The sequence below is a fragment of the Paracoccus homiensis genome, assembly GCF_900111675.1.
GTDB lineage: Bacteria > Pseudomonadota > Alphaproteobacteria > Rhodobacterales > Rhodobacteraceae > Paracoccus > Paracoccus homiensis.
In genome coordinates this window covers 1-23,577 of the sequence record NZ_FOHO01000024.1, presented here as the reverse complement: position 1 = coordinate 23,577, position 23,577 = coordinate 1, and the positions used below count along the sequence as shown (strand labels likewise).

At 63.7% G+C, this 23,577-nt stretch carries 23 protein-coding genes; 16 read left to right on the top strand and 7 right to left on the bottom strand.

Annotated features, from left to right (window positions below):
- Window positions 1-92: 92 nt before the first annotated feature.
- The 7 genes from BMX67_RS18410 to BMX67_RS18380 are packed head-to-tail and all read left to right on the top strand — an operon-like array spanning window position 93 to window position 7,564.
- On the top strand, window positions 93-713 hold the full coding sequence (locus BMX67_RS18410) for a CDP-alcohol phosphatidyltransferase family protein (RefSeq protein ID WP_245739524.1): 621 nt from the start codon (window positions 93-95) through the stop codon (window positions 711-713).
- Window positions 710-2,251 (top strand): sulfatase-like hydrolase/transferase, encoded by a 1,542-nt coding sequence (locus BMX67_RS18405; RefSeq protein WP_090738059.1) that lies wholly within the window; start codon window positions 710-712, stop codon window positions 2,249-2,251. The genes BMX67_RS18410 and BMX67_RS18405 overlap by 4 nt, the downstream gene beginning before the upstream one ends.
- On the top strand, window positions 2,248-3,198 hold the full coding sequence (locus BMX67_RS18400; RefSeq protein ID WP_090738057.1) for a lysylphosphatidylglycerol synthase transmembrane domain-containing protein: 951 nt from the start codon (window positions 2,248-2,250) through the stop codon (window positions 3,196-3,198). The genes BMX67_RS18405 and BMX67_RS18400 overlap by 4 nt, the downstream gene beginning before the upstream one ends.
- Complete coding sequence (locus tag BMX67_RS18395) at window positions 3,198-4,184, top strand: ABC transporter substrate-binding protein (protein WP_090738055.1); 987 nt, start codon at window positions 3,198-3,200, stop codon at window positions 4,182-4,184. The genes BMX67_RS18400 and BMX67_RS18395 overlap by 1 nt, the downstream gene beginning before the upstream one ends.
- Window positions 4,084-4,962, top strand: a complete 879-nt coding sequence (locus BMX67_RS18390) for an ABC transporter ATP-binding protein (RefSeq protein WP_425438991.1) — start codon at window positions 4,084-4,086, stop codon at window positions 4,960-4,962. Before BMX67_RS18395 ends, BMX67_RS18390 begins: the two co-directional genes overlap by 101 nt.
- The gene (locus tag BMX67_RS18385) at window positions 4,962-6,515 is read left to right on the top strand and encodes an ABC transporter permease (protein WP_342707930.1); all 1,554 of its coding nucleotides are present in this window, start codon (window positions 4,962-4,964) and stop codon (window positions 6,513-6,515) included. Before BMX67_RS18390 ends, BMX67_RS18385 begins: the two co-directional genes overlap by 1 nt.
- Complete coding sequence (locus BMX67_RS18380) at window positions 6,512-7,564, top strand: glycosyltransferase family 4 protein (protein ID WP_175479980.1); 1,053 nt, start codon at window positions 6,512-6,514, stop codon at window positions 7,562-7,564. The genes BMX67_RS18385 and BMX67_RS18380 overlap by 4 nt, the downstream gene beginning before the upstream one ends.
- Before the next feature lie 446 nt (window positions 7,565-8,010).
- Here the strand turns inward: BMX67_RS18380 and BMX67_RS19425 are convergent, their stop codons facing one another.
- Entirely contained in the window at window positions 8,011-8,322 is a 312-nt protein-coding gene (locus tag BMX67_RS19425) for a hypothetical protein (RefSeq protein ID WP_139206576.1), read from the bottom strand.
- A gap of 21 nt (window positions 8,323-8,343) precedes the next feature.
- Window positions 8,344-8,682 (bottom strand): hypothetical protein, encoded by a 339-nt coding sequence (locus tag BMX67_RS18365; protein WP_090738045.1) that lies wholly within the window; start codon window positions 8,680-8,682, stop codon window positions 8,344-8,346.
- Between the two features lie 504 nt (window positions 8,683-9,186).
- Here BMX67_RS18365 and BMX67_RS18360 point away from each other — a divergent pair.
- From BMX67_RS18360 to dctP, 6 genes are all read left to right on the top strand, one after another.
- Window positions 9,187-11,013: a SulP family inorganic anion transporter gene (locus tag BMX67_RS18360; protein WP_090738043.1), complete on the top strand. Its 1,827-nt coding sequence runs from the start codon at window positions 9,187-9,189 to the stop codon at window positions 11,011-11,013.
- Window positions 11,014-11,061: 48 nt separating this feature from the next.
- On the top strand, window positions 11,062-12,504 hold the full coding sequence (locus BMX67_RS18355) for an NAD-dependent succinate-semialdehyde dehydrogenase (protein ID WP_090738041.1): 1,443 nt from the start codon (window positions 11,062-11,064) through the stop codon (window positions 12,502-12,504).
- 246 nt (window positions 12,505-12,750) lie between these two features.
- Window positions 12,751-13,536: an SDR family NAD(P)-dependent oxidoreductase gene (locus tag BMX67_RS18350; protein ID WP_090738039.1), complete on the top strand. Its 786-nt coding sequence runs from the start codon at window positions 12,751-12,753 to the stop codon at window positions 13,534-13,536.
- Window positions 13,537-13,620: 84 nt separating this feature from the next.
- The gene (locus tag BMX67_RS18345; RefSeq protein WP_090738037.1) at window positions 13,621-14,163 is read left to right on the top strand and encodes a TRAP transporter small permease; all 543 of its coding nucleotides are present in this window, start codon (window positions 13,621-13,623) and stop codon (window positions 14,161-14,163) included.
- 66 nt (window positions 14,164-14,229) lie between these two features.
- The gene (locus BMX67_RS18340) at window positions 14,230-15,516 is read left to right on the top strand and encodes a TRAP transporter large permease (RefSeq protein ID WP_090738035.1); all 1,287 of its coding nucleotides are present in this window, start codon (window positions 14,230-14,232) and stop codon (window positions 15,514-15,516) included.
- A 34-nt stretch (window positions 15,517-15,550) separates the two neighbouring features.
- Window positions 15,551-16,603, top strand: coding sequence for a TRAP transporter substrate-binding protein DctP (gene dctP / locus BMX67_RS18335; protein ID WP_090738033.1), 1,053 nt, complete (start codon window positions 15,551-15,553; stop codon window positions 16,601-16,603).
- Window positions 16,604-16,645: 42 nt separating this feature from the next.
- Here dctP and BMX67_RS18330 read toward each other — a convergent pair whose 3' ends face one another.
- Window positions 16,646-17,050 (bottom strand): winged helix-turn-helix transcriptional regulator, encoded by a 405-nt coding sequence (locus BMX67_RS18330; protein WP_245739523.1) that lies wholly within the window; start codon window positions 17,048-17,050, stop codon window positions 16,646-16,648.
- Window positions 17,051-17,138: 88 nt separating this feature from the next.
- On the opposite strand from BMX67_RS18330, the gene BMX67_RS18325 reads away from it, so the two are divergent.
- Window positions 17,139-17,867 carry an SDR family NAD(P)-dependent oxidoreductase gene (locus BMX67_RS18325; protein ID WP_090738031.1) on the top strand — a complete coding sequence of 243 codons (729 nt, stop codon included), beginning with the start codon at window positions 17,139-17,141 and terminating at the stop codon, window positions 17,865-17,867.
- 118 nt (window positions 17,868-17,985) lie between these two features.
- On the opposite strand, the gene BMX67_RS18320 is transcribed toward BMX67_RS18325, so the two are convergent.
- From BMX67_RS18320 to BMX67_RS18310, 3 genes are read right to left on the bottom strand one after another with little or no spacing between them, the layout of a single operon-like run.
- Entirely contained in the window at window positions 17,986-19,101 is a 1,116-nt protein-coding gene (locus BMX67_RS18320) for a mandelate racemase/muconate lactonizing enzyme family protein (RefSeq protein WP_090738087.1), read from the bottom strand.
- A 20-nt stretch (window positions 19,102-19,121) separates the two neighbouring features.
- The gene (locus BMX67_RS18315) at window positions 19,122-20,738 is read right to left on the bottom strand and encodes a GMC family oxidoreductase (protein WP_090738029.1); all 1,617 of its coding nucleotides are present in this window, start codon (window positions 20,736-20,738) and stop codon (window positions 19,122-19,124) included.
- 57 nt (window positions 20,739-20,795) lie between these two features.
- Window positions 20,796-21,677, bottom strand: coding sequence for a beta-keto acid cleavage family enzyme (locus BMX67_RS18310; RefSeq protein WP_217645913.1), 882 nt, complete (start codon window positions 21,675-21,677; stop codon window positions 20,796-20,798).
- Between the two features lie 217 nt (window positions 21,678-21,894).
- Between BMX67_RS18310 and BMX67_RS18305 the strand changes: the two genes are divergently transcribed.
- Window positions 21,895-22,659 carry an SDR family NAD(P)-dependent oxidoreductase gene (locus BMX67_RS18305; protein ID WP_090738083.1) on the top strand — a complete coding sequence of 255 codons (765 nt, stop codon included), beginning with the start codon at window positions 21,895-21,897 and terminating at the stop codon, window positions 22,657-22,659.
- 9 nt (window positions 22,660-22,668) lie between these two features.
- On the opposite strand, the gene BMX67_RS18300 is transcribed toward BMX67_RS18305, so the two are convergent.
- Window positions 22,669-23,382: a GntR family transcriptional regulator gene (locus tag BMX67_RS18300; RefSeq protein ID WP_139206575.1), complete on the bottom strand. Its 714-nt coding sequence runs from the start codon at window positions 23,380-23,382 to the stop codon at window positions 22,669-22,671.
- 120 nt (window positions 23,383-23,502) lie between these two features.
- Here BMX67_RS18300 and BMX67_RS20090 point away from each other — a divergent pair.
- A partial coding sequence (locus BMX67_RS20090; protein ID WP_425438993.1) for a biotin carboxylase N-terminal domain-containing protein occupies window positions 23,503-23,577 on the top strand: 75 nt, incomplete at its 3' end.

The following is a 23,577-nucleotide window of genomic DNA, read 5'->3' as shown; positions in this document are numbered from 1 at the left end:
GTCCCGCACGGCCCGCCGCCCGAATGTTTCCGCTGTCGTTACAGGTGGTTGCCTGCGCGATGGCCGGGCTTGCCGTAATGCAGCTGTGTCGCTTGGCTGGGGCAGCGGGGGATGCAGCGGATTGGTGGATCGCGCAGGCCCTGTATCTGGCGGGCTCGGGCGTTGTTCTGATGATGATGCGCCGCTTCTATCCGTTTTCGCGGATTGGTGGCTGCAACGCGGTGACGTTGATGCGCGCCGCCCTGCTTGCGGCGCTTTTGCCGCCCCTGCTGGCAGGTAACGCGGCGGGATTGACCGTCGCGATCATCGGCGGTGTTGCCCTTGCGCTAGATGGCGTGGATGGGTGGATGGCACGGCGCAGCGGGCTTGCGTCCGCATTCGGCGCGCGGTTCGACATGGAGGTCGATGCCGCATTGGCGCTGATCCTGTCGCTGCATGTCCTTTCGGGCACGGCAGTCGGGGCCGAGATCCTGCTGCTTGGGTTGCCGCGTTATCTGTTCGTGGCCGCAGCTGCCCTTTGGCCGGTCCTGACCGCGGCCTTGCCACAACGGTTCCGGCGCAAGCTGATCTGCGTGGTGCAGCTTGCGACGCTGGTTCTTCTGCAATTGACGGCCCTGCCGACGGATCTGGCGATCCTGTTGGCGCGGCTGGCGGGCGCGGCGCTGCTGTGGTCCTTTGCCGTCGATATCCGCTGGCTCATGAGGCATGCATGACACGTGCCCCGTTCCGTCCGGCGCTGGCTGCCGCCGTTTTATGCGGCGTGCTTGCCCTGCCGCCGACGCGCGGGATCGGTATTCCTGTGATCGAGCTGCCCTTGCTGTTGGCGCTGCTGGGCCTGTTCGGCGGGGTAGGGCGGGTCGTTCTGACGGTGGCGCTGTGGCTGCTGTCGGTCCAGAAAATGGCCGATCTGGCGATGCATCAGGCGCTGGGGCGCAGTTTCAACACGGTGGCCGACATGCCGCTGATCCCGGCCTCGATGAACCTAATTGCGGGCAGCTTTGGACAATTGGCAGCGGTCGGGGCCGCGCTGGTGGCGACAGTTGCGGGGTGCTGTCTGCTGTGGCTCATCTGGTGGGCGACCGGGGTCTGGGCCACCCAAAAATGGCAACCGCACAGACGGCTTACGATGCTGGCCGTCTGTGCGGTCGTGCTGATCCTGCCGCTGGCCGGGCAGGGCGCGGCAGAGAACGGGCGTTATGCACTGTCCAGGGTCCAGCTTGCCCGCCAGACGGTCGCGGATCTGCGAAACCTGCGCCGGGCGGCGGCAGAAGATCCCTATGCAGGGCAGGCAGGCCTTCTGGATCAGATCGATCGCGATGTGCTGGTGATCTTTGTCGAAAGCTATGGCCGGGCCAGCTTCGATGTGGAATTTCTTGCCGAACGCCATCTGGATACGCTGCAACGCGCGCAGGCACGACTTGCAGGGGCAGGGCTGTCGGTTCGTTCCGGTTTCCTTTCGGCGCCCACGCAGGGCGGCCAAAGCTGGCTGTCGCATGCCAGTTTCGCGAACGGGCTGTGGGTCAGCGACCAGACCCGCTATCGCGCGGTGCTGGCCAGCGGGCGTCAGTCGATCTTTCATCTGGCGCGAAAGGCGGGTTTTGAGACCGCTGCCGTCATGCCCGCCATCACCATGCCCTGGCCCGAGGCGCAGCGGATGGGATTTGACCATATCCTGCCCGCCAGGGATCTGGGCTATCGCGGCAAGCCCTTCAACTGGGTCACGATGCCTGATCAGTTCACGCTGACCGCCACCGACCGTCTGTTGCGACAAGACCCGGATCGAGCGCATCTGTTCGCGCAGATCGCGCTTGTCTCGTCGCATGCGCCATGGACGCCGGTGCCGCATCTGCTGGACTGGGACGCCATCGGCGATGGGTCAGAATTCAACGATATGGCGATATCGGGGGACAGCCCGCGCGATGTGTGGCGTGACCGGGATCGGGTGCGACGACACTATCGCGATTCCGTCGATTACGCGCTTCGCACTGCTTTGGAGTATGCCGAACGTCAGGGGCCGGACGGCCCGCTGATCTTTCTGCTGGGGGACCATCAGGCCGCACCCGGTATCGCGATGGATGATGGCCGCGACGTTGCCCTGCATGTCATCGGACCGGAAGATCTGGTTGCGCGAACCGCCGGTTGGGGCTTCACCTTGGGGCTGATACCGCCCGATGAAAGCGAGGCCATGCCCATGGACAGGATGCGCGATCTGATCCTGACCGGCTTTACCAGCGGCGCGGCGCCGTCATGAATGTCCTGCGTGCCGTGATTGCCCTGTCGATGCTGGCGCTGGTGTGGCTTGCGCTGCGAGGCACCGATGCCCTGACGCGTCTGGGCGACATGTCGCCCGGCTGGGCCTTGGCGGCTTTCGTTGCGCTGAACGTGCAGACATGGCTGTCGGCATGGCGCTGGCGGCTGACAGCGCGGCAATTGGGGATCGGGATGAGCGTATCCCACGCGCTTGGGGAATATTATCTCGGTCAGTTGGTGAACCAGATCCTGCCGGGTGGCATGACCGGCGATGTCGGGCGCGCCCTGCGCAGCGCGGTCCGCAACGGCAGGACGCCCGCCGCGCTGGCCGTCATTCTGGAACGGTTCATGGGAAATGCGATGCTGGTGGTCGTGCTGCTGACGGCTGTGGTCGCGGTGTGGGTTTTGCCGGTGGATCAGCCCTTGCCTCCGCATCTACCTGCGATCCTGACCGCCTTGCTGTCAGCCGCCGCCATCGCGGCGCTGATCGTCGCGCGTGCTTCGGGCCGGGCGGCGGCGACACTTCGGCAGGCGTTATCGCTGGGGCTGATGGCGCGCGGCATGCTGTCGCGTCAGATCCTGCTGAGCCTTGGCACCGTTCTGGCCAATATCGCCGCCTTTGCATTCGCCGCCCGCGCCACCGGCACGACCCTGCCGCCCTTGACCGCGCTGATTTTGATACCCCCGATCCTGTTTGCCATGATGATCCCGATCTCGATTGCAGGCTGGGGCGTCCGAGAGGGGGCGGCAGCGGCAATCTTTCCGCTGGCAGGACTTGGCGCAGGTGCGGGTCTGGCCGCCAGCCTGGCCTTTGGTATCCTGTTCCTTGCCAGCAGCCTGCCGGGCCTTGTCGTGCCGATCTTGCGACGCGGCGGGAACGCAAGGGCGCATCGGCGTGTTTGCCCAGCAAGCCCTGCGTCGGACAAACCAAAAACGGAGATCTCGTGATGTCTTGCCCAATCCTCACCCGGCGCGGGATGCTGACGGCGGCGGCCGGTGCCGCCATGCTGCCCTTTGCGCGTCAGGCCGCCCATGCCGCGACGCCGGTCAGCCTGCAACTGTCATGGCTGCATTCCGTGCAATTCGCGGGCAGCTATCTGGCGCAGAAGAACGGCTGGTGGCAGGATGCCGGTCTGGACGTGTCGCTGTTGCAGGGCGGGCCCAACGCCCCGGTCGAACCCCCGGTCGTTTCCGGTTCGGCGCTTGTCGGGATTTCCGCCGCCGATTACACCGCCGCGGCGGTCGCACAGGGGGCAAAGTTCAAGATCATCGGTGTCGCGATGCAGAAGAACCCGTTCGCGATTGCATCGCTGTCGGGCAACCCTGTCACCAGCCCCGCTGAACTTGTCGGGCGGAAGATCGGCATGGCCTTGGCCAATACACCGGTCCTGCAGGCGCTTTGTATCCTGAATGACGTCGATTTCGACGCGATCGAGATCGTGCCGACGCAATATTCCGCGCAACCTCTGGTCTCGGGTGAGGTCGATTGCCTGCTGTGCTGGGAAACGGACCTGCCGGTCGCAATGGCGATCAACGGCATCGAGGCGCGGACCATGCTGATGGCCGATCATGGCTATGCCGTCCATTCCCAGACCTATATCGCGACCGAAGACAGCCTGCGCGATCGCCGCGCCGAACTGGTCGCGCTGATGTCGGGCGAGCTGCGAGGGTGGCAGGCCTATCAGACGGATACCGACGCCGCGGCCGAGCTGACGGTGCAGATGTTCCCGGATGCCGGTCTGGATCTGGCGACCCAGAAACTGCAGGCGGAACGTCAGGTGCCGCTGATGTTTTCCGACCTGACGGCACAGCGGGGTTTCGGCTGGTTCAGCGATGACAGCGTTCAGGCCAATATCAAGACGCTGGCGCTGCTGGGGCGCGAGGTCACGCCCGATCTTTGGGATCGCTCGATCCTTGAAGAAGTCCATGGCTGAGAGTCAGGGCTGCGCCCGAATTGAGTGTACTGGTCTGGGCAAGTCCTTTCCCGGCGCTCTGCGTGCGGTCACGCCGCTTGACGTGACATTCCAGCCGGGCGCCACCACGGCATTGGTCGGGCCTTCCGGCTGCGGGAAATCGACACTGTTGCGCCTGATTGCCGGGCTTGAAGACCCAAGCGAGGGAAAGGTGCTGATCGACGATCTGCCACCCGTCCGACAAGCTGCGCGTGGCGCGATTTCGGTTGCGTTTCAGGATCCGTCGCTTTTGCCTTGGCTGACCGTTCGCGCGAATGTCGCGCTGGCGCGGAAACTGGCGCGACAGTCGCCCGACCCGACCTTGGTGGATGAACTGATCGGGCTGGTCGGCCTGTCCGGGTCCGAGAAAACGCGACCCGCCGCATTGTCGGGCGGCATGCGTCAGCGCGCTGCGATTGCGCGGGCGCTAGCAACGCAGCCGCGAATCCTGCTGCTGGATGAGCCCTTCGGCGCTGTGGATGAACTGACCCGTCGGCAACTGGCCCGCGACCTTCCGCCGCTTTGGCAGTCTCGCGGTACCACGACCCTGCTGGTCACGCATTCCATCCACGAGGCCGTGACGCTGGCGGATCGTATCCTTGTTCTCAGCCCGCGCCCGGCCCGGATCGTCGCGGATATCGCGGTGCCGTTGCCCCATCCGCGCGATGCTCATGGTGCCGATTTCAGGGCGCTGCTGACCCGAACGTCAAAGGCGTTGGCCCAAGGCGATGCCGACAATGCCCCGATGGCGGCACAATGATGCGGGTGGCATCCGTCGGCCCGCCGCTTCTGGGCGGGGTGCTTCTGATCATGGGCTGGGGCGCATTGGCCGCGGTCCTGAGGGGCGGTCATCTGGTTGCAGGTCCTGCCGAGGTCGCGGGCTGGATTGCCGCGAATCCCGGACTGCTTGGGCGTGCCCTGGGCAAGACCCTGACCAATGCCACGCTGGGGTTTCTGGCGGGAAATCTGGTCGCCATCGCATTGGCGGGGGTGGCGATGATCTGGCCGCGCCTTCTGAACCTGATTTCAGGTCTGGCACTGGTGGTGTTCTGCCTGCCGCTGATTGCGACCGGCCCGATCCTGCGCGTTCTGATGGGGCCGGGCGATGGGCCGCAGATCGTTCTTGCCGCGCTGGCCGTCTATTACACGACGCTGATCCCGCTGCTGACCGGACTGCGCGCGACGCCCGCCGTCTGGCTGGATCTGGTCCACAGCTATGGGCGGGGCCGCTGGTCGGAACTGATCCATGTGCGCGCCCGTGCCGCCTTGCCCTATCTGTTCGCGGGGCTGCAGATCGCCGCGCCCGCCGCCTTTCTTGGCGCGATGGTGGGCGAATTCACGGGGGCCGAGCAGGGCATGGGCGTGCTGACGATCCGTTTCATGCGGGCGCTGGACGTGCCTGCGCTGTGGGCGATTGCGGTGGTGGCGGCGGCGGTGTCGATGGTGGTCTATGGCGCGATCGGCGCAGTTGCGCGCATGGTCCTGCATGACCGCCCGCCCGTGATCCTGTCGCCGCCGCGCGGCAAGCCCGTCTCCGGCCTGAGCCGGCTTTTTCAGCCTGCCTTGCTGATCGCGGCGGTACTTGTCCTGTGGTGGGCGGGTATGGCGCTGCCGGGAATGAACCCGTTCTTCGCCAAATCTCCGCAGGACGTTCTGGCCGCGCTGACGACCGCACCGCAGGCCGCCGCGACCCGCGATACATTGTGGACGGCGCTGACCGAAACGGCGGTTTTCCTTCTCCCCGGTTATGTCGCCGGACTGATGCTTGGCGCGGGATTGGCCATCGCGCTGGTGCTTGTGCCGAACCTGTCGACGCTGGTCATGCCGATTGCCGTTGCCTTGCGATCGGTGCCGATCGTCACCACGGCGCCGCTGATCGTGCTGTTTCTGGGACGCGGTGCGCTTGGGACGATTTCGCTGGTTGCGGCGATGGTGTTCTTTCCGACGCTGGTCGCCTGCCTGCACGGGATGCGCCAGGCGCCGGGGCAGATCCTTGACGTGTTCCATATCTATGCCGCGGGACGGCTGCGTCAGATGGCGCATATCCGTATTCCAGCCATGCTGCCCGCGTTTTTCGCCGCCGCCAGGATGAGCGTTCCCGCCGCGATCCTTGCGGTGACCGTCGTTGAATGGCTGACCACCGGTCGTGGGCTGGGCAGCCTGATGGCGCTGTCGGCCTCGGTATCGGATTACAACATGCTGTGGGCTGCGGTCGCCGTGGTCACCACGATCTCGGCCCTGTGCTATGCCGGTGTCGCCGCCATCGAACGGCGCATCCTCTTTGTCTATGCACCCGAACAGGTTCGCCCATGATCCCTTCTGCCTTTGCAATTCCGGGGGATATCGACACCCTGACCGGCGGCTATCTTTACGAAAAACGACTGCTGTCCGGGCTGCGCGATCTGGGTCACGACATGCAGCATCTGGAACTGCCCGCCAGCTTTCCGGATGCCGGGCCGGACGACATGGCACATGCGATCTGCATGTTGCAGGCCATCGACCCGGATCGGCCCCTGATCCTTGACGGGCTGGTTTCCGGATCCATCGACCCCGGCGGGCTGGCTGCTGTCCGTGCGCCGGTCATCGCGATGGTGCACCACCCCTTGGCAGAAGAAAGCGGCCTGAGTGACAAGCGCCGGGCGCAACTGCTGCAGACCGAGAGGGAAAATCTGCGCCTGTCGCGTCATGTTCTGGTGCCCAGCCCGCATACGCGGCGGATCCTGATCGACCGGTATGACGTGCCACCTTCGAAGATCACCGTGGCCCGGCCGGGCATCGACAAGACGCGTCTTCCGCGTGCGCCCGTCAGTCCGCCCCTGATCCTGTCGGTCGGCATCCTGCATCCGCGCAAGGGACATGACGTGCTGATCGCGGCGCTGGGGCAGATCGCGCATCTGGACTGGCAGGCGGTCATCGTCGGCAATCCATGGGACAGGGCCCACGCGTCGGCCCTGCAGGATATGGTGCAGGCAAGCCCGGTCGCGGCGCGGATCCAACTGGCCGGTCGGGTCGGTGAACACCGGTTGCAGGATCTTTATGCCCGCGCGTCGGTCTTTGCCCTTGCCACCAGATACGAGGGCTATGGCATCGTTTTCGACGAGGCATTGCTGAACGGTCTGCCGGTCGTCAGCTGCGACACCGGCGCTGTCCCCGAAACACTGCCCCCGGGCACAAGGTTGCTGACACCGACCGACGACCCGGCGGCATTCGCGGCGGCACTGGATCGCATCCTGTCCGACCAGCCGCTACGCGAACGCCTGACCCACGCAGCCGAAAGCGCTGGCCAGACCCTACCCGGATGGCAGGATACCGCAGCGACGGCCAGCCAGATCATTGCGGCGGTCGCCAGCAGGGGGCGCTAGGCGCGCGACACGTCGGGACGATGACAAGCCCGATGTCGCCTTGAGTGGACAACTGTCGCGGCTGCCCCGTTTCCGTTCCGGTTTTCTAAGAGAGATGCTCTCCTCCACGGAGACAGGAAATGGCAACGACACACAGTGACCAATTCAAGCGGGATGTGGTTGGCGTCGCGCTTGCCAATGGCCCCACATGGCGTCAGGTTGCGTCTGATCCTGGTGTCGGGCTTCCGACACTCGGCAAAAGGATCCGGTCGACGTCCGATAATGCACAAATGCCGGAACGGGACGCCGATCTTCTGCGGAAGAGCGAACGCGGTTCATATGCGGTTGGTGAGGCACTTGCGGATCAACAGCTTGACGTCGCTGTCAATTCCGCAGGTCTTGCGCGCCACGGCGCTGCGCAGGAGACTGCGCAGCGAGACTGTTGGCGGCATGCTTGCTTGCAGCCCTTAGTCGATGCAGATTGTTGCCCGCTTGCCGTTTTCCAGAACTTCGTGGCATCCAAAGTTGCTTTCCAAGGGCGAGCATTGGCCATCTGCCATGCATAGGCCTTCGCACTGGCTGTTGCTTGAGCAGGCTTGTCCTGCATCCGAGGTCGGCATCGAACAGATCTGACCGATCTTGGCGTGCAGCATTGTTCCGCCTGCGGCGGTGCAACTTGCCTCGGATACTGGTGCCCCATCGTTGACCAAGCCATCGCCTGAATCTGCGCGGCAAGCGGCGACGAAAAGGATACAGGCAATTATCAGTGCGTTCTTCATCTTGATGCCTCCAGAACGACGTCAGATGGCTTCAGCGTTTCTGACCGTAAGTCTGGGTTCGCCTGACAGGGACCAGGTTTCGCCTGAAACGATCATCCGGTTCCCCGGCTTCAGGTGATCGAAATCAAAGCTGCTGTCCGGTCCCAGGTTGGGGATGGAAAGAACCGCAGTGTAGGTTTTCCCGGTCTCGTCACGGATCACTACCGTGTTGCCGTCCATTTCCGGGTTCACCGACAGGATTTCCACCTCGACTTCGTGAAGGCCGACGATACCGTCGATCGGCTCATTGTCGGCCTGCTGGCATGCGACAAGGGCGAGCAGCCCCAGTGAAAAGAGCATCGGTTTGGCGAAAGATGTCATGAATATTCCTGCAGGATTTGGTCTTCCGTCGATGCGAAGGCGTATCGACAATGATTTCGCGCACTTAACCGGCGCGTCATGCCCAAGCAACTGAACGTAATGTCGCACTAGGGCGACCCAAGGGCCGTGGTCGACAAAAAGGTTCCGGGGCGCCCTTTCCACATTTGGACGCTGAGATCCCTGACGCTTCGCAGAATGGCGATTTTCTGCGAGATGAAGATCCGGCAGCTGCACGCGCCGACAGCACGCAGCCCTTGGTCACGTTTCAGTCAAGCTGTCAGTCGCAAGCCGATATCGGCTGGCTTGCGCTTAAACAGTTAAACATATATATGATATGATGTTATGCAGACTCGCCCGTGAGGTCCACGGGAAATGATGTCGGGGGCGGAACTGGCAAGCATCTGAAAACGCGATGCCATTTGAATTTTGGGCCGTTTGGGGGAAGCAATTGCAGGACGATCGGTGCAGCGCCGATGATATGGCCCGGCGCGGGGATGCGCCGCGATGACCAACGGCGGGATCTTGAAATACCTGTTGCTGCCGCGGGCATGGTTTGCCGCCGTCACTCCGGTCAGTCTGCGTGCCGATACGCTTGCCGCGTTGACGGGGGCCGCGATCGCGCTGCCGCAGGGGGTGGCCTTTGCGGTCATCGCGGGGCTGCCCCCCGAATACGGGCTTTACACCGCGATGCTGACCCCGGTGATCGCGGCGATGTGGGGCGCGTCGATGGTGATGGTGTCGGGGCCGGCCACCGCGATTTCGGCGGTGCTGTTTGCATCCCTGTCGCAGCTGGCACCTGCGGGCACGCCGATCTACATTCAGCTTGCGTTGATCATGACCATTCTGGCGGGCCTGTTCCAGCTGCTGGCAGGGGTCTGCCGGCTGGGCGGCCTGATTTCCTTTATCTCGCATTCGGTGATGGTCGGCTTTACGGCGGCGGCGGCCCTGTTGATCGCGGCGTCGCAGCTTGGCGATGCCATCGGCGTCACGATCGAGGGCGGCGGCGGCGTGATCGAGCGTATCGCCCGCGTGATTGCCCATTGGGGGCACCTGAACCCGCTGGCCCTTGTGATCGCGCTGGTCACGCTGGTCACACTGGTCGTGCTGCGCTGGCTCAGCCCGCGGCTGCCGTCCTATCTGATCGCGCTGATCGTGGGGTCGCTGCTGGGCGAGGTGACGGACGCGGCCGGTTCCGGCGTCGAGATGTTTCAGAAACTGCCCGCGATCGTCCCGGCATTTGCGGTGCCCGACGTCTCGATCGCGCAGATATTCCAGGTACTTCCGGGGGCGGTGTCGGTCGCCTTCGTGGGCTTGCTAGAGGCGATCAGCATCGGTCGGTCCTTTGCGATGCGTAGGCAAGAGCGGTACGATTCAAATCAGGAAATCATCGGGCAGGGGCTTTCCAACCTCTGTGCGGGCTTTGTTCAAGGACATGCGGGGTCGGGGTCGTTCACGCGGTCTGCGTTGAATGTGGAAAGCGGCGCCCAGACGCCGATGGCGGCGATCCTTGCCGCGCCGTTCCTGCTGGTGCTGCTGTTTCTTCTGGCGCCCTTTGTCGATCACATCCCGAAGCCAGCGATGGCCGGGATCATCATCTATGTCGCGTGGCGCCTGTTCAGCTTTGCCGAGATCCGTCACATCCTGACCAGCAGCCGCAGTGAAACGCTGATCTTCGCGCTGACCTTCCTGTCGGGGGTGGCCACGCAGCTGGAAAACGCGATCTTCGTCGGGGTCGTGACCTCGCTTGCGGTCTTTCTGCATCGCAGTGCGCGACCTCATGTCGCCGCGATCTCGCCCATCGTCTATCACGGGCGCAGGCTACTGCGCGGCGTTGAATATCACGAACTGGACCAGTGCCCGCAGATCAGCGTCCTGCGGCTGGAAGGCGCGCTGTTCTTCGGCTCCGTCGAGCATGTCGAGGCCGCCTTCCGCCGGTTCGAGGCGCACTATCCCGGTCGGCGGCTCAAGATCCTTGCGCTGAAGGGCATGGGCAAGATCGACCTGGCGGGGGTCGATCTGCTGGTGTCGGAATACCTTCGGTCGCGCAAGGCCGGGGGCGATCTGCACATCGTCATCGCCTACAAGGAAACGCTGCTGGCGTTGCGGCGCATGAACCTGTTCGCGGTCGTCGACAAGGCGAATATCCACCCCAACAAGGCCGAGGCGATCGGCACCGTCATGGACCGCGTTGATCCCGACATCTGCGCGACCTGCCGCATTCGCGCCTTCGTGGAATGTGCCGGAAAACCCGCGCCACCCGATATCGGCGGCGACAGCAACCCCCCTGTCGTCGACGCGCTTGGCACCCGTGGCATGAGCTTTCGTGAATAGGGCGGCCTTTCGGTCCGCCGTTTTGAAAAGATGAAAGGACAAGACCCCATGAGCGATTATCCCGTCCTGAAGATGTTGATCGACGGCGTGTGGTGCGACGGCGCGACCGGTGCGACCCAAGAGGTGATCAACCCGGCCACCGAAGAGGTGCTGGCCCATCTGCCCGCCGCGGCACCCGCCGATCTGGACGCCGCGCTGGCCTCGGCGCAGCGCGGGTTTCTGGCGTGGCGCGCCATGTCGCCCTATGCCCGGGCCGCGATCCTTGTCGGGGCGGCCGGCCTGATCCGCGAGCGGACAGAACGTATCGCGGCGGCTGTCACGCAGGAAAACGGCAAGCCGCTGGCCGAGGCCCGGATGGAGGTCGGCACCGTCGTCGATATCCTTGAATTCAGCGCCGAAGAGGGCAAGCGCCTGCATGGTCGCATCGTCGAGGGCCGCGCCGCCGGGGTGCGCCATCACGTCATCAAAGAGCCGGTCGGCGTCTGTCTTGCCATCACGCCCTGGAACTTTCCGATCAACACGGTCGCGAAAAAGATCGGGGCAGCCCTGGGCGCGGGTTGCTCGGTGATCCTGAAAGCCTCGAACGAGACGCCGGCCTCGGCCATTCTTCTGGTGCAGGCCCTGGTCGATGCCGGGCTGCCCGCCGGGGTGGTCAATGTCGTGTTCGGGCCGTCCGCGCGGGTGACCGCGCATCTGATGGCTTCGGATGTGGTGCGCAAGGTGTCGCTGACCGGATCGGTCCCGGTCGGCAAGCAACTGGCCGTTCTGGCGGCCGAACGGATGCAGCGCCTGACGATGGAGCTGGGCGGCCATGCCCCGGTCGTGGTCTTCGACGATGTGGATATCGGCAAGGCGGTCGATCTGCTGGTGCCGGGCAAGTTCCGCAATGCGGGCCAGATCTGCATCTCGCCCACGCGGTTCTTCGTGCAGGATGCGATCTATTCGGATTTCGTCGCGGCCTTCACCGAACGCGCGGCGGCGATCAGGCTGGGCAACGGCATGGCATCCGACACGATGATGGGACCGCTGGCCAATGCCCGCAGGCTGAGCGCGATGGACAGCTTCGTCGAGGATGCCCGCGCCCGTGGCGCGACGATCACGACCGGCGGTCAGCGCATCGGCAATCAGGGGTATTTCTATGCGCCCACGGTGATCAAGGATGCCCCCGATGACTGCATGGTGATGACCGAAGAGCCGTTCGGCCCGATGGCGCCGATGACGCGGTTCAGCTCGATCGACGAGGTGGCGGCGCGCGCGAATGCGCTGGAACTGGGACTGGCATCCTATGCCGTGACCAACTCTCTGGATCGCGCGACACGGATTGCCGATGCGTTGCAGGCGGGCATGGTCGGGATCAATACGGTCGGTGTGGCGATCCCGGAAACACCCTTCGGCGGGGTCAAGGAAAGCGGTTACGGCGTAGAGGGCGGGCCGGAAAGCCTGGACCACTATGTCGTGCCGAAATCCATCGCATTGAAGCCCACGCTTTGACGCCTCTGCCCGCCGCGCATCATCGCGGCGGGCACCGCCAACCGCGTCAACTTTCTATTGATATAAACCTATATATGTTTTACTTTGGTGGAGAGGAGGCGAGTCGGCCGTCAGTTCGTCCAATACTTACAAAATTGTGGGTACTTGAGTTTACGAAGGTGACGCCGGAAGGTCTCGCGCACAGGAACGCAATCGCGTGCTGCCCCGCCAGGGTCAGGTTGCATGTGATCGGTACGGAGGAACAGAATGTCGGAAGCAAAGCAACTTGCCGGAAAGACGGCGGTCGTCACCGGGGCGGGTCGAGGGCTGGGACGGTCGATCGCGCTGGCCTATGCCAAGGCGGGCGCGGATCTGGCAATCTGTTCGCGCACCCTGGCCGAGCTGGAGGCCGTGAAGGCCGAGGCCGAAACGCTTGGCGGGCGCTGCACCATCGCGGCGGTCGATCTGTCGGATCAGGACGCCACGCAGCAATTCTGTAGCACCGTCCTGAAGGATTTCGGCAAGGTCGATATCCTGGTGAACAATGCCGGGGCCGAAATGGAAACGGGGCGCATCGAAACCTCGGATCCGACCAATTGGTGGAAGACGCTGGAGATCAATGTCCGTGGCCCCTACATGGTCACGCGTTTCCTGCTGCCAGGCCTGTCGGAAGGCGCCAAGATCATCAATGTGTCCTCGGGCATGGGGATGCGCGCAGGCAATACCAACAGCTCCTATCACGTGTCCAAGGCCGCGATGAACATGCTGACCGATGCGTTGGCCAATGAACTTTGGCCGCGCAGGATCGACGTCAACAACCTGATCCCCGGTCCCGTTGCGACCAGCATGCTGAACAAGGACAAGCCGGGCGAGCGGCGCACCGCCCCCGAGGAGGTCCTGGAACGCTTCTCGGAAGGGTTGCCGCCCGGATTTCCGGAATGGGAACGCCTGAAACATCCCGACGAGGTCGGCGATCTGGCACTTTACATGGCCACACGGCCGATTGGCGGCCCGACGGGGCAGAGCTTCTCGCTCGCGCGTCGCCCGCTCTGATCAACCCCCACGCGGTCGGGTCAAGACACCCCGCCGGTTGTCGGCGTGGGCCGGGGCCGCGTGACTGCCGGGAGGAGGCAGGCGATGAAACGTCTCATAGCTGTCCTGAACTGGACAAACCTAACGATCTGCGCCGGCCTGCGATGGCTGACCATCCTGCTGATGGCCGCGATCACGCTGAACGTCTTTGCGGGCGTCTTCTGGCGCTATGTCCTCAACAGCTCGTTGCCCTGGTACGAAGAGGCGGGCAAGTACATGATGTTCTGGCTGGTCTTCGCCGCCGCGCCCATCGTTCTGAAGAACCGCGGGCAGATTGCGCTGGACATCATTCCCAACCTTCTGCCGCCGCGCATCCGCAACCTGAACTACCTGATCATCTATCTGGTCGTCCTTGGCCTGATGTGTGTCTTTGTCTGGCAGGGCTACAGCATCGCCTGGGTCGCCCGCAAGCAGCAGCCATCCTCGTTCGAGCTTTCCTTCTTCTGGATCTATTTCGCCATCCCCTTCGGAAGCGCGATCATGGCGCTGATTTCGCTGGAATTTTCACTCAGCGCATTGCTGGGGATCTTCCGCCCCGATGAGGTCGATCTGGAGCCGGGCAGCATGATCGACAATTCCCTGTCCTGACGGCGATCGCAGCAACGCAAACAAATCCGAAAAGCCCGCATCGGGATATTCGGGAGGAGATATGAGATGCCGTTGACGTTTTTCTGGGTCTTTCTTGTTCTGATGGTTTCGGGGATCCCGATCGTGTTCGCGTTGGCGGCGGGTCCTCTGGCCGGGTTCCTGCTGGCCGACCAGGCCGCGTTCCTGAAGATGCTGCCGCAGCGGATGTTCGGAGGGATCGCACAGTTCCCGATCCTGGCCATCCCGCTGTTCATCCTGGCGGGCGAGGTGATGAACGTGTCGGGCATCACCAAAAGCCTGGTCAATTTTGCCAACGTCCTGATCGGCCATGTCCGCGCGGGTCTGGCGCAGGCCAATATCGTGGCCTCGATCATGTTCGCGGGGCTGTCCGGTTCGGCCGTGGCGGATACCTCGGCGCTGGGGTCGATCTTCATTCCCGCAATGGAAAAGGACGGCTATTCGCGCGCCTTCTCGGCGGCGGTGACGGCGGCCAGTTCGGTCATCGGGCCGATCATTCCGCCATCGATCATCATGGTCATCTATGCCTATGTGATGAACGTGTCGGTCGCCGCGCTGTTCCTGGCGGGGATCGTGCCGGGCGTCCTGATCGGGGTCGGCCTGATGGTCGTGACCGCGATCATCGGCAAGAAGCGCAACTATCCCAAGGCGCATCGCCGCGCGACGACGGGCGAGGTCTGGGCCGCGTTCAAGCCCGCCGCCCTGCCGCTGATGACGCCGGTCATCATCATGGGCGGGATCGTGTCGGGCATCGTCACCCCGACCGAGGCTGCGGGCGCCGCCGTGTTGTACGCGCTTGTCCTGTCGATGCTGATCACGCGCACCGTCACCCCGCGCGATCTGGTCGGCATCTTCTATCGCACGGGGCTGGTGTCGTCCTCGATCCTGCTGATCGTCGGTTCGGCCACGATCTTTGGCTGGGCGGCCACCGTGTCGGGCGTGCCGCAAGCGTTGGGCCGCTTCCTGTTCACCATCACCGAAAACCCGTTCCTGCTGCTGCTGCTGATCAACGTGCTGCTGTTGGTCATCGGGATGTTCCTGGATGCCGTGCCCGCGATCCTGATCCTGGGGCCGATCTTTGCCCCCGCCCTGGCGCAGGTCGGTGTCGATCCGGTCCATTTCGCGATCATCATGTGCGTGAACGTGACCGTGGGGCTTGTGACCCCGCCGATGGGGATGATCCTGTTCGTCGCCTCGGGGCTGACGCGGACCGGGCTCGAGGTGATCTCGAAGGAACTTTGGCCCTATCTGGCGGTGCATTTCTTCGTGATCGTCCTGATCTCGATGATCCCCGCCCTGACGCTGACCATTCCACGTCTTTTCGGCTTCATGTGAGCCGCAACCACGGATCATAAAGGGAGGATCCACCATGTCCGTCACAACCAAGCTTGGCCCTCTGGCCGCCGGTTTCTGCAGTGCGATCGCCATCGCATCCTCGGCGGGGGCGGCCGACTACACGATGAAGATCGCCCATGTCTCGGCCACGACACAGCCACTGTCGACCTGCGCCGAGGTGATGAAATCCTATGTCGAGCGGTATTCCGGCGGCCGGATCGAGGTGCAGCACTATCCGGCGGGCCAGCTGGGCACCTTCCGCGAGAATGTCGAGGCGGTGCAGCTGGGCACGCTGGAAATGACGCTGACCTCGGGCGGCGGGATCGCCAATTTCTTTGGCCCGATCCAGGCCTTCGACATCCCCTATCTGTTTGCCGACGATCAGGTGATGGACAAGGTCATGGCCGACCGCGAACTGACCGAGCGTCTGCGCGCCGATGTGCTGGAGGCCACGGGCTCGGTCCGGCTGATGGGCATGACCGGGGGCGTTGGCTGGCGTGATTTCTTCGCCAATGTGCCGGTCAAGACCGCCGCCGATCTGGAAGGGGTCAAGATGCGGACAGTGGAATCCCCGGTTGCGATGGAATTCGCCAGCGCGCTTGGCATGAACCCCACGCCGGTGCCGTGGCCCGAATTGTACACCTCGCTGGCGACCGGCGTGGTGAACGGCACCAAGAACGCGCTGTCGGATGTGGTGGATACGTCGCTAAACGATTACGTCAAATACGCCGTTGCCGATCACCACACGCATAATCTGATCTTCTGGTGGATGTCGGATCCCTGGCTGAAATCGCTGCCCGAGGATCTGCAGGTGGTCGTCGCCGATGGGTTCCACGAACTTGGCAAGACCTGCAACGGTCTGCCGGGGGCGCTGTATCTTGAGAAGTACGAGAAATTCGTCGAATCCGGCGGCGAGGTGCATATCCCGACCGAGGAAGAAAAGGCCACGTTCCTGCCCGGTCAGCAGCCGGTGATCGACTGGTTCGTCGATAAATACGGCAGCGAATATTACGATCTTGTGCAGGCCGCCGTGACACGCGCCGAGGACGAAATCGCCGCCGAACGCGGCAGCTTTGTCGGCAACTGAGCGGCGGACGTGCCGGCCCGGATGTCCGGGCCGGTGACGACGTCACAAGGTCGAGGCGGCGTCTTCGGTTTCGCTGAGCCTGCGCTTCTTGAAGGCGATGCCCCATTCGCGCATCACCGAGAGGACCGGGGCCAGTGATCGGCCGAAATCTGTCAGCTCGTATTCCACGCGGGGCGGAACCTCGGCATAGACGTGACGCTGGATCACGCCGTCTGCCTCCAGCTCGCGTAGTTGCAGGGTGATCATGCGCTGCGTGGCATTGGGCATGTTGCGGCACAGTTCGCCAAAGCGCAGGCGCCCCACCAGAAGGTTGCACAGGATCACCGGTTTCCAACGTCCGCCGATCACGCTGAGGGTTGCCTCGACATTGCTGCCGGTTCGCCAGTCGTATTTTCGCGCCATCGGTCCCGCCTTGTCCTTGGACTTTGGCAGGATGGCATAGGTCAAAGCCGCGAACCCGTCAATTCAGCGTCCTGCAGGTGGCCAGGTCACGGTCCGGCCCGCCGGGCGTCAACTTCGCAAGAAAGGAACCTTCATGAACAGGTTGGACAACAAGGTCGCCATCATCACCGGCGGCGCAAACGGGCAGGGGGCGGTCGAGGCCGAGCTGTTCATCGCGGCGGGCGCCAAGGTCGTCATCACCGATATCAACGCCGAGGCCGGGCAGGCGACCGCCGCGCGGCTGGGCGAGGGCTGCACCTTCCTGCCCCATGACGTCAGTCTTGAACAGGATTGGGCGCGCGTGGTCGAAACCACCCTTGAACTGCACGGGCGCATCGACATCCTGGTGAACAATGCCGGGATCTTCCGCGTGCTGACGCTGGAGGAAACCGATCTGGCCGTCTGGAACCAGTCGGTCGCGATCAACCAGACAAGCGTCTTTCTGGGCATGCGCGCGGTGGCCCCGACCATGAAGGAACGCAAGGCGGGCAGCATCATCAACATCTCGTCGATCGCGGGCCTGACCTCGGCCAAGGCGCATGCCTATTGCGCGACGAAATGGGCCGTGCGCGGCATGAGCAAATCCGCCGCCGTCGAATTGGGCCCGCACAACATCCGCGTCAATTCCGTCCATCCCGGCTTTATCGACACGCCGATGCTGGACGGTCATGGCGTACCGCGCGAACAGTTGGTGGCCAGGGTTCCGATGGGCCGCACCGCCGACGTGATCGAGGTCGCGCGGCTGGTCCTGTTTCTGGCCTCCGAGGATGCCAGCTATTGCAGCGGACACGAGTTCGTTGTCGACGGCGCGATCAAGGCCTGACGGTCTTGTCGTCGGTCTGCCCCTGACGGAACGTTTCCTCCGGCCGTCGGGGGCAGGTCAGCCAGGAAAGAAAAGGGGCCGGATATCCGGCCCCTTTTCTGTTCGTGATGTGCCCGGCTTATGCGAAGGCGCGTTCCAGCGCCGCGACATTGACGCCAAGGCCGGGCTTGTCCGACAGTGTGACCCAGCCTTCGGTCAGGTCGAGGGCGAATACCTCGTCGCGGAAGTCATTCTCGTTCACATCGCATTCCAGCAGGCCCGGTCCACCCGCCGCCGCCAGCAGATGCGCCGAGGCCGCCAGTGCGATCCCCCCGCCAAGGGAATGCGGGCAATAGGTCAGTCCCGCCTCCACAAGGTTGCGCGCGACCGGAAGGCATTCGGAAAAGCCGCCCCATTTTGCGATGTCGGGCTGCACGAAATCCAGCCATTTGCCGTCCGTGACCCGATCGTATTCGGCGCGGGTCAGGAAATTCTCGCCGCCCGCGATGGGAACCGTGGTTGCAGCCTTCAGCGCGTCCCATGCGGGAATGTCGGTATCGACGGGCATCGGCTCTTCGATCCAGCGCGGGCCAAATGCCTCGATCCAGCGCAGGGCGTCGCCCGCCTGATCGGGCGACCAGCCCTGGTTTGCGTCCAGCAGGAATGTTTCACCCGGGCGCAGATCGGCGGCGAGCGCCGCCACATTGTCGCGGTCGGTCTGATCGCCAAAGCCGACCTTCAGCTTGAAGTTCCGATGCCCTGCGGCGCGGGCGCGGGCGACGGTATCCAGCACCCCGGTCGGGTTGATCCCGCTGGCATAGGCCGGGATCCGGTTGGTCCGGGCACCCAGCAGCCTGTGCAGCGGCAGGCCGGCGCGTTTGGCGACCATGTCCCAGATCGCGATATCGACACCCGCAATGGCTTGCGCGATCGGGCCCGGCTCGCCGGTTTGCAGGCGCAGGATATGCAGCTTGGCATCCATTGCGGCATAGCAGGTCCGGGGGTCGGAGAATTCCTGCCCGACGATGCGCGGCCCGATTTCCGTCTCGACCAGTTTGGCACGGTGTTCTGCCCCGCAGACGGGAAAATTGCACCACACCTCGCCATATCCCTGAACGCCCGAGGCGTCCGTCACGCGGACCAGCAGGGTGGGGCGGTCATGCATGATCCCGAACGAGGTCCGCACCGGGGTCGATACCGGCGTGCGGACAAGGCGGGCCTCGACCCGGGTCAGGTTCACGTGCATCTGGGTCATTGTCGCATCTGTCATCTGGGTCACTTTCTGCCGCATGTCTGGCGGGCGTCTTCAAGGATCATGTCGCTGGCTTTTTCCGCGATCATCACGGCCGGGGCGTTGGTATTGCCCGACACGATTTCCGGCATGATCGAGCAGTCGACGACGCGCAGCCCCTCGATCCCGCGGACGCGCAGTCGCTCATCCACGACCGCGCCCTGATCCGCGCCCATCTTGCAGGTGCCGGTCGGGTGATAGACGGTGGTCGAATTGCCGCGCACCCATTCCAGTGCCGCGTCGTAATCATCCAGATCGAGATCCTGCGGGGGACGGAATTCCTCGGTGATCTCGGATGCCAGCGCGGCCTGTCGGGCGATCCGGCGCGAGATGCGCACGCCTTCCACGGTGCGGCGGCAGTCATCCTCGGTCGCCAGATAGTTCGGCTGGATCCTGGGTGCCGCCAGCGGATCGGGGCCGGCAAGGGTGATCTCACCCTTGCTGGTCGGACGCAGCACGCAGACCGTGGCGGTGAATGCCGAAAACGGATGCACGCCCTCGGCGGGGCTGTCGGCCGACCACGGGTTGATGTGGAACTGGATGTCGGGCGTGTCCTCGTCCGGCGAACTGCGCAGGAAGCCCGCGACCATGCTGGCGCCCATCGTCATCGGCCCGTTGCGCTTCCACCCGTAGCGCGCCGCCGTCTTCATCTTGGCGACAAGGCTGCGCACCTCGTCATTGACGGTCTTGTTGCGGGTCTTGAAGGTCGTGCGGGCTTGCAGGTGGTCCTGCAGGTTCTTGCCGACGCCCGGCAGGTGATGCCGGGGCTGCACGCCCGCCTTGCGCAATTCGGTGTCATCGCCGATCCCCGACAGCATCAGGATCTGGGGCGAGCCGACGGCACCCGAAGACAGGATCACCTCGCGCCGCGCGATCAGCCTGCGCACCTGTCCGTCGGCATCCGTGATCTCGACACCGATGGCCCGCTTGCCTTCCAGCACGATCTTGCGGACCTGTGCGCGGGTCATGATCTCCAGATTGGGGCGGCGCCGGATCGGTTGCAGATAGGCGACGGCGGTGCTGCAACGACGCCCGTTGCGGATGGTCAGCTGGTAATAGCCGACCCCTTCCTGCGTGATGCCGTTGATGTCATCGTTCGCCGGATAGCCCGCCTGTTGCGCCGCCTTGATCCAGGCGTCGCAGATCGGGTGGGTATAGCGCGGGTCCGACACCGCCAGCGGCCCATCGCCGCCATGCAGCGCATCTGCGCCGCGATCATTCCCTTCGGAGCGCTTGAAATAGGGCAGCACATCGTCCCAGCCCCATCCGATATTGCCCATCTGCCGCCAGCGGTCATAGTCCTGCGCCTGCCCGCGCACATACAGCAAGCCGTTCAGCGCCGAGGACCCGCCCAAAACCTTGCCGCGCGGCCAGTTGATGACCTTGCGCTTCAGGCCCGGAACCGGTTCGGTCCGATAACGCCAGTCATAGGCGGGGTTGTTCATGGTCTTGAAATATCCCGCAGGCACATGGATCCAGGGATAGCTGTCGCGCCCGCCTGCCTCGATCAGCAGGACCTTGCGATTGGGGTTCTGGCTAAGCCTGTTGGCCAGAACGCAGCCCGACGACCCTGCGCCGACGATGATGAAATCCGCTTCCATATTCTTTTCCCGAAGCTGATGGCCAATGGCCGGGCCCCATGTCGGGGCCCGCCGGTCTTAAAGCTGTTTCAGCCCAAGGATCTCGCGCGCCTCGGCGGGGGTCGCCATCGTGCCGCCAAGGGATTCGACGATGCCGACGCCCTTCTCGACCAGCTGGGCATTGCTTTTGCACAGCTCGCCCTTGTCGATATAGACCGTGTCCTCCATCCCGATGCGGACATGCCCGCCCATCAGATAGGATAGCGCCATCATGCGATAGGCGTTCTTGCCGATGCCGAAGGCGGCCCATTCGCTGTTCTCGGGCAGCTGCGAGATCAGATAGGCAAGCGTCTGGTAATTCGCCGCCGCACCGAAATTGATCCCCATGACGAACTGGAACATGGCGGGCGATTTCAGGATGCCCTTGGCGATGAAATCCTTGGCCATGTTCAGGTCACCCGAATCGAAGATCTCGATCTCGGGCTTGGTGCCGGCCTCATTCGCGATATCGGCCATCACCTTCAGGGTCGGGGGCGTGTTGATGACGGTCCAGGTCTTGTTGACCATCGTATTGAAATCCAGCGTGCAGATCTCGGGGCGCAGCGCCTTGACATGGGCGGATCGCAGGCTGGGGTGACACAGCGTGGTGCCCGGCCCGGCAATGCTGGGGTCCTCTTCACTGGGAACAAAGCGCTGGCCCTCGCCGGTGGTCAGGTTGATCACGATGTCAGAGCCGGCGTCGCGGATGCGGTCCACGACTTCGCGGTAAAGGTTCAGATCCATCGACCCTTTCGCGGTTTCCGGATCGCGCACATGCATATGGGCGATCGCGGCCCCGGCCTTGCCCGCGTCGATGGCGGCCTGCGCGATCTCGGCGGGCGTGACGGGCAGGTTCTCGTTCTGCGACGGCATGGTGCCGTTTCCGGTCACGGCGCAGGTCATGATGGTTTTCTTGGCCAAGGCGATCGTCCTTTTCTTCGCCGTACAAGCACCGGCGTCTGTTGGCGGTTTCTGGCGAAAGGGGCCTGCGGGCCCCGCGCCCTTCAAATTGCTGTTGTTATAAACTACTATATGTTTTAATGTTTGTCAAACGGGCGGAGGACAGGCTCGCCCGGTTTTGAAGCGGGGCGATTGACCGCCCGGCAAGTTTCGCTGATTTCCGGAATGGGAGAAGATGATGACAAATCAACGGGAAGCCGGACGAACCGCGCTGGTTACGGGGGGTGCGTCGGGCATCGGTCTGGCCACGGCCACCTTGCTGGCACAGCAGGGGATTCGGGTTGCAATCAACCACCTGCAGGACGATCCCCAGGGGCCACAGCAGGTTCAGCGTCTGCGCGATTTAGGGCTGGACGTGATTTCGGCGCCGGGGAATGTGTCGGTGCCGGGCGATGCCGAAAAGATGGTGAATGCCGCGGTCGATGAACTGGGGCGGCTGGATTATCTGGTGAACAATGCTGGCATTTCGGGAACGCGAGACCCGATCCCGGCGGGCGATCTGGACCGGATCGACGAGGATCTGTGGATGGCGCTGCTGAACACCAATCTGATTGGCGTCTTTCGCTGTGCCAAGGCGGCGGCGCCTGCGCTGCGCGCGACGGGCGGGGCGATCGTCAACACCGCCTCGACCGCGGGGATGGGGCTGCAAGGCAGCAGCACCCCCTATGCCGCAAGCAAGTCGGGCGTGGTCAGCGTGACGCGGTCGCTGGCGCGCGGGCTTGCGCCGGATGTGCGCGTGAACGCCGTCGCGCCGGGGCAGGTGGCAACGCCCTGGACGCAGAACTGGCCCGAAGAACGCAAGCAGGCGGCGCTGAACAAGATGCTGATCAAGCGGCATGTCCAGGCCGAGGATGTCGCCCAGACCATCGTCTATCTGCTGACCGGTGCGCCAATGATCACCGGCCAGACGATCGTCATTGATGGCGGCATGACCGTCTCGTGACGCCGGCGGTCATTGCCCGGTAAAGTCGATCCGGAACTCCAGCGCGTCACCGGGATAGATCAGGTCCGCGAAATAGATCAGCCGATCCTTCTGATCGTTGACCTTGCGGACCACCTTGAACACCGGAGAGTTCACATCGACCCCCAGCCCCTCGGCCATTTCCAGATCGGCGGATGACAGCGCGACCGTCTGGCTGGCCGAGCCGAGGGCGATCCCAAGATCCTTCAGCGCAAGGACGATCAGTTCCTTGTCGAACCGTTCAGGAGCAAGCTCGTAGATGTCTTTGTTCAGATGCACATCCAGCATGCAGAAAGGCTTTCCGCCGACCTCATGCCGCCGTTTCAGCCGCTTGAAGCGGGTCCCGTCGATCACGACATCCTCGTTGAAGGTGGCATCGGTGCTCAGCACGACTTCCAGAGGCTTGTCGCCCCCCATCAGCTGCGACAGGTCAGAGCGGACCGAAAAGACGCGGCGCGGCTTGATCTCGACCTTCTTGACGAATGTGCCGCGCCCCGAGGCACGCTCTATCAGCCCCTCTTCGTCCAATGTGTTCATGGCCTGGCGCACGGTCAGGCTGGTCACGCCAAAGACCTTGGCCAGTTCCGCCAGCGATGGCAGCCGTTCGCCGGCTGTCAATTCGCCGCTGAGGATCCGGTTTCGCAACAGTGACGCGACCTCGACGTGCAGGGGCACATTCGCCCGGCGCATGGATTGCAGGGACACCAACGCATACCTCGCTCGGCTAAAGAAAAATCAAAACATATATAGGTCTTTGTCGCGTACCCCGGCAAGCCCCTTGGCTGTTGGTGTTTGTTTTGTCGTTTTTGATGGGTGTGTCTGATCGTGGTTGAGTTTCAGAAGATATTGGTAGCCAATCGTGGTGAGATTGCGATCCGTTTGATGCGTGCGGCGAATGAG